The sequence below is a fragment of the Crossiella sp. SN42 genome (assembly GCF_023897065.1).
Classification (GTDB): Bacteria; Actinomycetota; Actinomycetes; order Mycobacteriales; family Pseudonocardiaceae; genus Crossiella.
Genome location: NZ_JAMHIV010000028.1, coordinates 29,278 through 41,439, shown reverse-complemented (window position 1 = coordinate 41,439; position 12,162 = coordinate 29,278). Strand labels below are relative to the sequence as shown.

The following is a 12,162-nucleotide window of genomic DNA, read 5'->3' as shown; positions in this document are numbered from 1 at the left end:
CGCCGGGGGAGCGGGCGACACCGATTTACCAACTAGGTTGTGCACAACTCAATTGTGCGCTACTGTTGCCGTCAGAACGACACGGAGCGAGGTGGAACGAGATGGCGAGACAGGATCCGCTGGCGCTGGACTCCCAGCTGTGCTTCTCGCTGTACGCCGCCTCGCGGGCGGTCACCGCGCTGTACCGGCCGATACTGGACGAACTGGGCCTGACCTATCCGCAGTACCTGGTGCTGCTGGTGCTCTGGGAACGCGGCCCGGTCTCGGTGAAGGAGCTGGGCGAGGAGTTGCACCTGGACTCCGGCACGCTCTCCCCGCTGCTCAAGCGGATGGAGGCGGCGGGCCTGCTCCAGCGGCGGCGCAGCGCCGAGGACGAGCGCAGCGTCCTGGTCGAACCGACCGGGAAGGGCAGCGACCTCCGGGCGAGGGCGCGCGAGATCCCGGCACGGCTGACCTGCGGCATGGGACTGCCCCTTGACGAGCTGACCGAGCTGCACACGCGGCTGCGGCGGCTGAACGACTCGATGACAGCAGTACGACAGAAAGAAGGCCAGTGATGAGCGTGCTCTACACCGCGGAAGCCACCGCGACCGGCAGCGGCCGGGGCGGCGAGATCGTCTCCTCTGACGGCGTGCTGGACGAGAGCCTCGCCGTGCCGAAGGAGCTCGGCGGCGCGGGCGGCGAAGGCACCAACCCGGAGCAGCTGTTCGCCGCGGGCTACGCCGCCTGCTTCAACGGCGCCCTGCAGCTGGTGGCCCGCAACAACAAGACCCCGGTCGACGGCTCCTCGGTCAACGCCAAGGTCGGCATCGGCCCGAACGGCAACGGCGGCTTCCAGCTGACCGTGGCCCTGGCGGTCACCGTGCCGGGGGTCGAAAGGGCAGTCGCGGAGGACCTCGTGGCCCAGGCGCACCAGGTCTGCCCCTACTCCAACGCCACCCGTGGCAACATCGACGTGCAGGTCACGGTCGTCTGACCAACCCGCACCCAGACCCACTCACCGCGACCCCCAGGCGGTGAGTGGGTCTTTTTTCACGGCTCGCCGATCACCGGCGGTGAGGCCGACCGGTTGTCGCCGAAGAGGTCCTCGGTCTCCAGCAGGTACGTGGGCCGCTCGTGCTCCTGGTCCTCCTCGCGAGGCGCACCGGCCGCCAGCGGCATGCCGTGCAGCGCCGCCGAGCCGGGACGAGCCGCGCCGCTCCCGGCCGGGCTCGCCCCCGGTCCACCGGCCCGCCCGACTCCGGCCGCCCCACCGGGCCTGCCCGCGCCCGGCGTACCCGACCCGCTCCCGCCCGGCCCGAAACCCCGGCCAACCCCGGCCGCCCCGAACCCAGCCCCGCTCCCGCCCGCCCCGGCGCTGGTCGCACCCGGCCCAGAGCTGGTCCCACCTGCTCCCAAGCCAGCCTCGCCACCGCCGAGCCCGGCCCCGCCACCAGCCCCGACGCCGGCCGGACCTCCTTGCGGCGCAACCCAACCGGCCGGATCAGTGCGGTCCCCACCCGGCACCACGGGGCCAGGACCGGTCCCGCCACCAGAGCCAGGACCGGTCCCGCCACCGGGGCCGTCAACACCCCGGCCGTACCCGCCGCCGGTCCGCCCGCCGCCGGGCCTGCCGCGACCACCGTCGCGCCCGCCGCCACCACCGGGCCGGACCACCGACACGTCACCGCCCGCCTCCTGCGGAGTGGTCCAGTTCGGCAACTTGGTGACGTTGTCGTTCTTGCGTTCGCCATACCCCGCGAGCACCAGCTGGTTGTCCGCGGTGCCCGCGCGGAACTGCTCGATCTGCCGGTCCAGGTCCGTGGTGTAGGGCTGGATCTTGTTCAGCAGGTTGTCCTGCGGAGGATCGGCAGGCACCGGCTTGAGCCGGTTCTTGCAGCCGTACCAGTCGATGGTCTGCTGGGCGACGGCCTTGGCGGTGCCCTCGGCCATGGTCCGGGCGGTGTCGGCGTAACCGGCCAGCGGACTGAGCTGCCGCCGCGCGGCCTCGGCCGCCTCACCCTGCCAGACCCCGTGCGAAGCCTTGATCACCTTCTCGATCCGGTCCCGGATGAGCTCGTAGTCGGTGGCCGCCTTGGCCCAGATCCGCTCGATGGGCACCAGCCCCGCCGACGGCGTCTTGGCCTCCTCGTGGAACCACTTGTAGATCTGGTCCCCGGAATGACCTTCCGGGCGCGGGGTGTCGGAGGTGATCAGTCCGGCCGCGGTCAGCCCGCCCGCGGTCACGCCCGCGGCGAGGAGCAGGAGTGGCAGCGGCATCAGCTTCCGCCCTTCAGCGTGGTGATGACCTGTTCGAGGATCTTGACCCCGCGCGGGCAGGGGTCGGCGAAGTCGGGGGGCTTGTCCGCACCGCTCTTCAGGTGGAGGCCAACCGGGACCAGGACGGTGTTGGACACCGCCACGTTGACCTGGCACTCGCCGGACTTCTGGTCATCATCGTCGGCGATCACCGCTGGGTAGCCGGAGACCTCCAGCGGCTGCCACACCGGGAAGATGTCCTTGCGGCCGTAGAGCTGGTCCAGGCCGCCGAGCTGGGTGTTGATGTTGAGGGAGAAGTTGATCCTGGCTGGGGTGTCGGTGGCGATCCAGCGGCAGGCCTTGCCGAGCGGGCTCTCCTCGGGCTTGCCCGCGACGGTGATGCCAAGTTGGGCGAGCTGAGGTTCGGTGAGCAGGCGGCAGGGATCGGGTACGAACCGCGAGGTGTCGAGCTCGGGCTGGGCCAGCGGCGGCGCGCCGTGCTGGCTCGCGCTGCCGGAGGTGGTGGCGGTGGTCGGAGCGCCTGCGACGGTGGCGCAACCGGTGAGCACCAGCCCTGCGCAGAGCCCGGCCGCGACGAGCCGGTGGAGACGGTTGGCGGTCACGTTCATCCCTTGCCCTCGACGGTGGACAGGTTGACGCCTTCGGTGGCCGCGTACTGCTTCTTCACCGCGATCAGCTTGTCCAGCACGCTTTGCACTGCCTCGCGGTATGCGACATTGGCAGATGAATGACTGCCTGGCAGTAGGTCGACGGTCCGCTCGATGATCTTTTTCATGCCATCGGGACTGAATGGATCTTGGCTGGGCGGGATCGCCATTTGCCGCGTCAACTTAGTGTCGTCGTCGATCTTCTTGATCGCTTCGCGAGCCTCGGTGAGGCCGCTGATCAGGCCATCTATCTGGCTGACTTCGACCAAGAACCGGCCGCCCCCGCCGAAGTCGATCGCTACCTTCGCATCACGTGAAACACCCACCGAATTTCCCCCGCTCCCCTGGCAAATTGCCTAAAGGAAGGGTAGTGGGGGGCTTGCGGGCAATGCTGGGGCTCCACTTCCGGTCACCCGAAAGCTGTAACGCATTCCTCTAGAGAAATCAAATCTTCCGCGGCGTGAATTCCACCGGGAGCTCATATATCCCGCGCATGATCGCGCTCGGCCACCAGCGCAGCTCCTCCACCGGCACCGCCAGGCGCAGGTCCGGCAGGTAGCGCAGCACCGTGCCGATCGCGACCTCGCCCAGCACCCTGGACATCGCCTGGCCGACGCACACGTGCGGGCCGTGGCCGAAGGCGATGTGGTGGCTGCCGCGGCGGTAGGGGTCGAACTCGGCCGGCGAGTCGAAGACCTCGGGGTCGTGGTTGGCGGACAGCAGGGAGACCAGCACGGGTTCGCCGGTCTGCACGAGCTGGCCGCCGATGGTGACCGGCTCGATGGCGAAGCGCCAGGTGGCGTTGCGCACCGGGCCCGCGTAGCGCAGCACCTCCTCGATGATCGGGCCGAGGGTGCTCGGGTCGGTGCGGGCCAGCTCGGCGTACTTGGGCTGGCGGAGCAGGGTGAGCAGGCCGTTGCCGATCAGGGCGACCGTGGTCTCGTGGCCGGAGATCATCAGCAGGAAGACCATCGAGCTGACCTCGTCGGCGCTGAGGATCTTCTTGTCCTGCAGGCCGACCAGCGCGGTCACCAGGTCGTCGGCCGGCTGCTCGCGTTTCAGCGCGACCAGGCCGTGCACGTAGCGCTCCAGCGAGTCGGTGACGCCCCAGACCTCGTCGATCGCGGCGACCTCGGAGGAGTCGATCACCGCGGCCCAGCGGTGGTAGTTGGCGCGGTCCTCCTGCGGCATGCCGAGCAGGTCGCAGATGATGGTCACCGGCAGCGGGTAGGCCAGCTCGGCGATCAGGTCCGCCTTGCCGTTGAGGGAGAACTCGCGCAGCGCCTGCTCGGTCAGCCTGCGGCAGCGTTCACGCAGCCGTTCCATCCGCTGGGCACTGAACAGCGCGCTGACCGCCTGGCGCTGGCGGGCGTGGTCCGGCGGGTCCGAGTTGAGCATGTTGCGGGCCAGGGTCGGGCGGTGGTCGAAGGGCAGGCCCATGCCGGAGCGCTGCCACACCACGTTCGCCTTGGCCGGGCTCTTGTGCAGCTTCGGGTGACCCAGCGCCTCCAGCGCGTCCTCGTACCGGGTCACCAGCCAGGCCCAGGCCCCGCCGGGCAGGTCGATCCGGTGCACCGGCGAGTGCTTGCGCAGCCAGTCATAGGCCGGGTACGGGTTGGCGTCGAACTCCGCGCCGTGCAGGCGCGGGCACACGCCGGGTTCCTCAGTGGCCACGTTCTCACCATGCCAGACCGGGGGGTGGTGAATCTCCCGCCGCTCGGTGGGCACCTGGCTCACCAGCGGATGAACCGGGTGTGATGTTGCTGTCACCGGCTGCTGAGAGGGCTCCACCACTCCCCGGACACTGACAGCCGTTCAGCCCAGCCGCAACCTCGCGACCCTGCCCTTCTCCCCGGCGGCCCAGCAGGACAGGTCCGGCGTGCAGTCCACGGTGTCGAAGCTGCCCGCGTCGAACTGCCGCCAGTGCCGCCCGCCGTCCAGGCTCAGGTCGCTGCCGGAGGGCCCGACCGCGAGCACGCCGGCCAGCGAGTGCGGCAGCCAGGTCGCGCCGGACCGGTAGCCGGCCGGGGCCTGCGGCGGCACCTGCCAGCCGCGGCCGCCGTCACCGGTGCGGGCCAGCGCGTCCTTGGCCGTGTTCGGGTTCTCGAAGTCGCCGCCGATGGCGATGCCGGTGCGGCGGTCGCGGAAGGCCAGCGCGAACACGCCCGCGGTGGGTTTGCTGGCCAGCGGGGTGTCGCTGACCGACCAGGTGCGGCCGCGGTCGCTGGTGTGGAAGACCCTGGCCTTGGCGCCGCCGCCGGTGGCGATCCAGGCGTCGCGGGGACCCGAGGTGACCAGGCACTGGCCGCTGGCGGCGAACCCGGCCTCACCGGGCAGCGCGTCCGGCATGCCCGCGCTGGGCAGCACGGTCCAGCTGCGGCCGCCGTCCTCGGTGGAGAGCACCCGGACCTTGCCGTCCACCGGGTCGCTCATGGCCAGGCCGTGCCGCCGGTCGAAGAAGCCGACGCAGTCGTAGAAGGCCTTGGGGTCGGTGTTGCGGAAGGACTCGGTCCAGCTCCGGCCGCCGTCGCTGGTCCGGTAGATCCGGGACTGCTCGCCCTCGCCGATGGTCAGCGCCACCGCGGTGCGCGCGTCGAAGGCCTCGATGTCGCGGAACTGGAGCTCGGCCGCGCCGGGCGGGCTCACGTCCTGCCAGCTGCGCCCGCCGTCCACGGTGCGCAGCACGGTGCCCTTGCTGCCACCCAGCCAGGCCACCTCCCGGCTCACCGCGGCCAGGCCGCGGAAGCGGGCGTCGGTGCCACTCGGCTGAAGTTCCCAATGAAGTTTCGTGGCCGAGGTCACCTCGGCGGTCGCCGCCACGGCGGGAACGGCGGCGGAGCAGGTCAGCACGGCCGCGACACACGGCCCGATCAGGGCGAACCACCTCATGACGGCGGAAACTACCCGCTCTACCGCGCCTGTGGCAGGGGTCCAGGCGATGCAAAGTCTTTGTCGCCGGTTCGCGCGATCGGCCTAGTCCAGCACGCCGTTGGCGGCTAGATTCCGGACAGACCCGGCACACCGGCCACCCCGGCCGAGGGTGGCGGGTCCGGGTAAAAGCGCTGGTGACAGCGTCAAGCGGAAAAAGCGTGGCGGCGACCGGAGGAACCAACCGGCAGTTTTAGCCACATAATCGGTCAGCTGTATTTCTTCGTGGTCTGCGGCTCGCCGGTCTGGGTTACTGATTAACAGACAACCCAGCAGAGTCCCGGCTCTATGCGCAGGAGTAGAAAAACATGACGACAGCCCTCGCGCCGACCGCTAATTGGCCCTTCGCCGATCTTCTGGCCGTGGCCGAGTCCGTCAATGCGAAGGTCGATCCGCCCGTGGTGGACGGCGTGGTCGGCCCGACCATCGTCCAGAACGGCCGGGAGCTGGTGAACTTCGCGAGCATCAACTTCCTCAACCTGCACCAGCGGCCCGATATCCGCGACTACTTCATCAATGCGTCGAAGGAACACGGGCTGACCACCGGTGGTTCCCGCATGACCCAGGGGATCAGCCGTCCGCACCTGGAGATGGAGCAGGCGGTCTGCCGGGTCACCGGCAAGGAACGCACCATTTCTTTCGCCACCGGGCTGCTCGCGAACTTCGGATTCCTCAATGCGATGACGAAGTATTTCGACTTCGGTGACGGCCTCAAGTGCGACAACACCGACTCCGTCATCGTCATGGACCGGCACGCGCACTGGAGCCTGCTCAAGGCGGCCGAGCACCTGGAGCACGGCAAGCGGTTGCACACCTTCCGGCACAACTCGCCGGAGGACCTGGAGAAGGTGCTCAAGCGCATCGACTCGCCCAAGGTCGTCGTGGTCATCGAGAGCGTGTACTCCGCTGACGGCAGCATCGCGCCGATGGGCCAGCTGATCGACATCTGCGAGAAGTACGGCGCGCTCAGCTTCGTCGACGACGCCAACGGCTTCATGCTCTACGGCACCGAGAACCGCCCGTTCCACGAGGAGTTCGCCGCGATGCGGCGGGCCACCTTCATCATGATGTCCTTCTCCAAGGCCATCGGCATCGAGGGCGGGGCGATCGCCGGACCGGCGGATGCCATCAACGCCTTCGAGATCACCTCGGGCACCTCGATGTTCACCGCGGCCATGCAGCCGCCCACCGCGGCCACCGTGGGCCACCTGATCAACATGCTGGACGCTGATCCGTCCATTGTGGACAACTACCTGGCCAGGGTGGAGCGCTTCCGCGCCCGGCTGACCGAGATCGGCGCGCCGCCGTTCGAGACGCCCAGCTACATCACCTCGGTGCTGGTCGGCAAGGACGAGACCGCGGACCTGGTGAAGGAGGCCTTCGTGGAGAAGGGCTTCCTCATCCCGATGTTCATGTTCCCCGCGGTCAAGCGCAACCAGGCGGTCATGCGCCTGATCATCAACAACGACCACACCGACGAGCAGCTGGAGTACTTCCTCAGCACGCTCGCCGAGCTGAAGGAAAAGTACAACTTCTGAGCAAGCTTTAGCGGTTGCCCGGCGTGGCGCGAAGCGACACGCCGGGCGCTTTTGCATGCGGTGGGGTTGCGTTTTCGCGTCACACGTTCGTGCCCCCGACACTCCGAAGCTTGCTTCGCGTGTGTCGGGGGCACGAACGTGTGACTCCAAGAGCGAAAACGCTCGCGCGCGGAGCGCGCCAATGTGTCAGTCCTCGTCGGACTGCTGCTGCTTGGCCATCTCCTTCTGCAGTTCCGCGATCGGGTCCTGGTCCGGGAAGACCAGCTTGTCCAGGCGGATCAGCTTGGCGAAGGGAGACAGCGGTTTGCTGTAGGCCCAGGCCACCCGCAGCCGGCAGCCCATCTTGATCTTCGCAGCCTCGTTGGACAGGCCGAAGTCGATCAGGGTGAAGCCGCCCTCGATGGCGTGCCGGATGATCTGGTGCCCCATGAACCGGTGCACCGGGGTGCTGCCGATCAGCTCGTAGTCGGCGCCGCTGTAGGTGGACTCCAGCAGGTGGCCGCGTTCGGTGAGCATGTCGAAGCAGGCCAGTTGGTCACCGTGCCAGGTGAGCAGCAGCACGCTCTCGTCAAGAGCGGGGACCTCGCGGAAGTACTCGCCGGGCAGCAGGATCTGGTCGGGGTCCTGGTACTTGTGGTACAGGTTCAGCCATAGGCGTTCCATGTCCGCGGCCAGCTTCGGGCTGGGCCGGCCGCGGTGGGTCTCGAACCGGAAACCGGCCGCCTCCACCCGGCGCGCGTCCCGCTTGGCGGTCTTGCGCGCCTTGGCCGGCAGGTCGGCCAGCCAGCCGTCCACATCGGTCCACGGCACGTCCAGCACCGCGTCCGGGAACTGGGCCACCCGGCGGAAACCGAGCCCGGCGAACCTGGGCGCGAACTCCGCCTCCGGGCCGGGTGACCAGAAGTCGCGCATCAGCAGGACCTTGGCGCCCAGCGCCTTGGCCTCCGCGGTCATCGCCTCGGCCAGCAGCGGCAGCGCCTCGTCGACCACGGTTTCGTCGCGGAAGAGGAAACCGCTGCCGAGGTTGGCCGGGGAACCGGCGATGAACAACGGGACTTTGATATTGCGCCACACCTGGTAACGCAGGAACGCGCCGAACGCGGCGGCCACCGGGTGGCCATCGCGTTCGACGGTGAAGAATCGGAGGTCCCCGTCGATCTCCATCCCGGTCAGCAAGTCAAGGTAAGCCGCGGACCGGGGTAGTTCCGGCAGAGTTAGTTTTGCCCATTCTGCCGGATCGACATCAATTTTCTTACTGGTTCGAACACGCAGCGTGCCCGTCTCAGCCGGCATAGCGGGCCTCGGTCTCGGCGAACAGCCGGGCCACGTTGACCTCCTCGCGCGCGTCCACCGCTTCCTCGATGTACCGCTTCTGGTCGAGCACGAAGGCCGCGTCCACGGTGACCCGGTACAGGGTGAGCCCCTCGGCCTGCTTGAAGAAGGCGAACTCCTCCTCCAGCGGGTCGATCAGCAGGTCGCCGGTGCGCTTGAGGAAGAGCAGAAGCTGCTGGTCATCGTCTTCCACGGCGGTCGCGGTGCCGCTGAACTGGACCCCGTCGGCCTCGTCAGAGGTGATCGTGGAGTTGTAGATCACCCCGGCCACCCTGGGGTCGCCGGCGATGGCCAGGCCGTGCCGGGAGTCGTTCTGGGAGGCGAAGTAGAGGTAGTTGGGCGCGGCGGGCGCGAAGGCCAGCGCGGCCGCCCACGGCCCGGCGGGGTCCACCGTGGCCAGCGTCACGTACCGGTTGTCCCGCAAAATCGAGATTGCCCGGTCCGTGGCTTCGGTGAATTCTTGACCCACAACCCCTCCTGGGAACTTCATGCGTGTTGATAAACCGCGCGGATTTCGCTTGAATGCTACTGGGTTCAACACCGGCGCGCCAGGATCCCGGTGTATGTGATCACAACGGGAAGGTTGTCATGACGGGTGTCTCCATTGATCGGGATGTGCTGGCCGGACTGGTGCCGCTGCTGCGGTGCCCGGCCTGCTCGAACGCGGCCCTGACGATGGCTTCTCGAGGCTTGGACTGCGATTCCTGTGGGCACAAAGCCCCATTTGTCGATGGTGTTCTCGATCTCGTCGCTAATTCTTCTGGTCCTATCTCTGCCGGTGACAAACCGTACGAGGGGCTCAACGCCAAGCTCTACGGCTGGCTGATGAGCAGCCCGACCCGGCAGCGGCTGGACTCCTGGCTGCTCGGCCTGGACGTCAAGCGCTACTACCGGGAGATGGCCGACCGCATCGCCGGTCTGCCGGACGGCCCGATCCTGGAGATCCCGGCAGGCAACGGCCCGCTGATCAAGCAGGCCGCCGGCTACCGCGACCGCGGTCCGTGGATCTTCGCCGACCTGTCCTGGCACCTGCTCAAGCAGCTGGCGGCCAAGCTGGAGGCGGTGGGCGCGAAGAAGCACCTGGTGATCCGGGCGGACGCGTGCGCTCTGCCGATCGCCGACGGCGCGATGGCCGGGGCGGTGTCGATGTTCGGCATCCACTGCTTCCACGACAAGCCCGCGGTCTTCGGCGAGCTGCGCCGGGTGGTCGCCGACGAGGGCCAGATCGCGGTCAGCACGCTGACCACCGACGGCCACAAGCTCTCGCAGTACTACCACCAGATGAGCCAGAAGGACGGCACCTTCGCCCCGGACAACTCCTGGGCCGAGATCTCCGGCGCCGCCCGCAGCCAGGGCCTTGAGCTGCACGGCACCACCGGGCTCGGTTCGGCCAGGGTGTTCACCGCCCGCCCGAAGGTGCACAGCTAGACCCTCCTCCCCGGTGGCCCCGCCCAGCCACCCAAGAGAAAAGAGGGGCGTTCCCGTCATCGCCCGACGGGAACGCCCCTTCTCTTGCTCAGCTAACCGCTACCACCCGGCCAACCGCTACGACGAGGCGTAGCGCTGGGCGGGAGCCGCCGCGTGCGCGATGTTGCCCAGCGCCGCCGCCTCTCCCATCCGGCTGCCGATCTCCCGGAACACCGCGGCCGACCGCAGGTAGTGGTCGACCCCTTCCTGGTGTCGCTGCAACCGCTCGTTGGCGGTGCCCAGGTAGAGCAGCACGTAGCCTTCCTTGCGCTTGTCACCGAGTCGCCTCGCCAGCACCAGCGCCTGGCGGAGCAGCCGGAGGGCGTGACCCTCCTGCGGCACCGAGGCGAGGTCCTGCCCACTGACCTGCTCCTCGGGGGAGGGGCGCAGTTCCCTGGCGGCGAACCGCCCGGAGACCGTGGTCGGCTTGGGCTGTTCGTAGACGCTGCTGATGCTGATCGCGGTGTGGATCAGCCAGTCCAGCAGCCGGTTCTCCGCGGCGAACCGGGCGACGGGGTCACTTTCCTCCCGCAGCCGGTCCTCGGCGAAGGCCCGCACCACCTCGTGACAGGTGTAGTTCTCCGAGTCGCCGATCGGGGTGATCAGCCCACTCACCGCGAGCTCGTTGAGCAGCGCGGTGGCTTCGGTGGAGGTGCACTCGGTGAGCACGCTGGTCATCTCCGCGCAGTACCGGCTCTCAGGAGAGAGGGCCAGCCTGCGCAACGCCAGCTGGGCGGCGGGTCGCAGCAACCGATACGCCACGGCGAGTGCCGCGTGCACCTGCACGCTGCCCCGCACGGTCGGTGCGATCCGCCTGCCCACCTCGAGCAGTCGCTTGCTCAGCTCGACGGCGGGCAGTTGGGGATGTGCGGCCAGCATGCCGCCGACCAACCGCAGTGCCAGGGGCAGTCGCCCGCACAGGCGGGCGAGGTGGCGAAGCTGCTCCTGCTGGGCGGTTGCCCGGTGCGGTCCCACGGCGCGGCCCAGCACGGCCATCGCCTCGTGTTCGGCCAGCGGTTCGACCTGCAGGCGCTGCACCGCGGTGAGTCCGGTCAGCGGCTGCCTGCTGGTGATCATCACCAGGCAGGTGGAGCTGACTGGGAGCAGTGGCTGGACCTGCGCTTCGCTGACCGCGTTGTCCAGCACGATCAGCGCCCGCCTGCCGTGCAGCAGCGAGCGGTAGAGGCGCGCCCGCGCCTCCAGCTCGGTGGGGATCCCGTCCCTCGGCACACCGAGTGCGCCGAGCAGCATCCCCATGGCGGCCCCCGGGTGCAGCGGACGATCGCTGTTGGCCCGGAGGTTGACGAAGAACTGACCACCAGGGAAGTCCCTGGTCAACTGCTTGGCCAAGGTGACGGCCAATGCGGTGGTGCCGACTCCGGTGGGTCCGGAGAGCACCACGGTCCTCGGCGCGGACGCGCGTGACGCCCTTGCCATGGCTCGCAGCCAGTCCAGATCGGCGCTGCGGCCGGTCAGCTCCTCGGTGATCTTCGGTAGTTCCAGGCTGCCGAACGCGGCACGTGTTACCCCAGAAGTGCCGTGCGCCGGCAGTACGGTCGGCCTGTCCCCATGACGGCTCAACCGGAAGCGTCCTGCCCTGGCGGCCCGCTCGAACTCCCTCAGCTCGTCGCCGGCCAACCGCAACGTCGCAGCCAGTGCCCCTACGGTGCGCTGTTGCGGTCCCCTCGCTCTCCCCCTCTCCAGATCACTGATCGTTCGTACGCTCAACCCCGAGCACATCGCCAGATCTTCCTGGGTCAGGCCGTTGGCTCGCCGGTGCCGCAGGAGCATTCCCCCGAAGTCTCCTGACGTTAAGCGAACCTCATCGGGTGTTGAATTTTGAACTGTTGACATCCTTCCTCCCGGTGCGCGCTGCGGCAATCGGGCTGACGGGCACCCCGAATTGGTCGACCACCGGGCCCCGGTGGTGATCGACCTGCCGCCCCATAGCCAGTCTGGACGCTGTGTCGCAACCCCCGCCAGTGCGTTGA

Annotated in this window: 12 protein-coding genes and 1 pseudogene; 4 read left to right on the top strand and 9 right to left on the bottom strand. The window is 68.7% G+C overall.

From position 1 onward, the window contains the following. Positions 1 to 101 precede the first annotated feature (101 nt). Positions 102 to 557 carry a MarR family winged helix-turn-helix transcriptional regulator gene (locus tag M8C13_RS30425; protein WP_252484183.1) on the top strand — a complete coding sequence of 152 codons (456 nt, stop codon included), beginning with the start codon at positions 102 to 104 and terminating at the stop codon, positions 555 to 557. Then, complete coding sequence (locus tag M8C13_RS30420; protein ID WP_252484182.1) at positions 557 to 976, top strand: organic hydroperoxide resistance protein; 420 nt, start codon at positions 557 to 559, stop codon at positions 974 to 976. Before M8C13_RS30425 ends, M8C13_RS30420 begins: the two co-directional genes overlap by 1 nt. A gap of 56 nt (positions 977 to 1,032) precedes the next feature. Here M8C13_RS30420 and M8C13_RS30415 read toward each other — a convergent pair whose 3' ends face one another. From M8C13_RS30415 to M8C13_RS30395, 5 genes are all read right to left on the bottom strand, one after another. Beyond that, a complete protein-coding gene (locus M8C13_RS30415) occupies positions 1,033 to 2,259 on the bottom strand; it encodes a hypothetical protein (protein WP_252484181.1) in 1,227 nt (408 codons plus the stop codon). Next, entirely contained in the window at positions 2,259 to 2,861 is a 603-nt protein-coding gene (locus M8C13_RS30410) for a DUF3558 domain-containing protein (RefSeq protein ID WP_252484180.1), read from the bottom strand. Before M8C13_RS30410 ends, M8C13_RS30415 begins: the two co-directional genes overlap by 1 nt. 2 nt (positions 2,862 to 2,863) lie before the next feature. After that, positions 2,864 to 3,232, bottom strand: coding sequence for a hypothetical protein (locus M8C13_RS30405; protein WP_252484179.1), 369 nt, complete (start codon positions 3,230 to 3,232; stop codon positions 2,864 to 2,866). Positions 3,233 to 3,350: 118 nt separating this feature from the next. Beyond that, on the bottom strand, positions 3,351 to 4,580 hold the full coding sequence (locus M8C13_RS30400; RefSeq protein ID WP_252484178.1) for a cytochrome P450: 1,230 nt from the start codon (positions 4,578 to 4,580) through the stop codon (positions 3,351 to 3,353). Positions 4,581 to 4,721: 141 nt separating this feature from the next. Continuing rightward, positions 4,722 to 5,795 carry an oxidoreductase gene (locus M8C13_RS30395; protein WP_252484177.1) on the bottom strand — a complete coding sequence of 358 codons (1,074 nt, stop codon included), beginning with the start codon at positions 5,793 to 5,795 and terminating at the stop codon, positions 4,722 to 4,724. A gap of 347 nt (positions 5,796 to 6,142) precedes the next feature. Between M8C13_RS30395 and M8C13_RS30390 the strand changes: the two genes are divergently transcribed. Beyond that, positions 6,143 to 7,372: an aminotransferase class I/II-fold pyridoxal phosphate-dependent enzyme gene (locus tag M8C13_RS30390; RefSeq protein ID WP_252484176.1), complete on the top strand. Its 1,230-nt coding sequence runs from the start codon at positions 6,143 to 6,145 to the stop codon at positions 7,370 to 7,372. Between the two features lie 186 nt (positions 7,373 to 7,558). Here the strand turns inward: M8C13_RS30390 and M8C13_RS30385 are convergent, their stop codons facing one another. Both M8C13_RS30385 and M8C13_RS30380 read right to left on the bottom strand, forming a co-directional pair. Further along, a complete protein-coding gene (locus tag M8C13_RS30385; RefSeq protein WP_252484175.1) occupies positions 7,559 to 8,536 on the bottom strand; it encodes a GNAT family N-acetyltransferase in 978 nt (325 codons plus the stop codon). 118 nt (positions 8,537 to 8,654) lie between these two features. Then, the gene (locus M8C13_RS30380) at positions 8,655 to 9,194 is read right to left on the bottom strand and encodes a pyridoxamine 5'-phosphate oxidase family protein (protein ID WP_374213201.1); all 540 of its coding nucleotides are present in this window, start codon (positions 9,192 to 9,194) and stop codon (positions 8,655 to 8,657) included. Between the two features lie 335 nt (positions 9,195 to 9,529). On the opposite strand from M8C13_RS30380, the gene M8C13_RS30375 reads away from it, so the two are divergent. After that, positions 9,530 to 10,132, top strand: coding sequence for a class I SAM-dependent methyltransferase (locus M8C13_RS30375; protein WP_252484173.1), 603 nt, complete (start codon positions 9,530 to 9,532; stop codon positions 10,130 to 10,132). Between the two features lie 117 nt (positions 10,133 to 10,249). On the opposite strand, the gene M8C13_RS30370 is transcribed toward M8C13_RS30375, so the two are convergent. Continuing rightward, positions 10,250 to 11,608, bottom strand: coding sequence for an NB-ARC domain-containing protein (locus tag M8C13_RS30370; protein ID WP_252484172.1), 1,359 nt, complete (start codon positions 11,606 to 11,608; stop codon positions 10,250 to 10,252). 186 nt (positions 11,609 to 11,794) lie between these two features. After that, positions 11,795 to 11,962 (bottom strand): annotated as a pseudogene (locus M8C13_RS45840) (helix-turn-helix domain-containing protein); the annotation flags it as partial. Between the last annotated feature and the right edge of the window lie 200 nt (positions 11,963 to 12,162).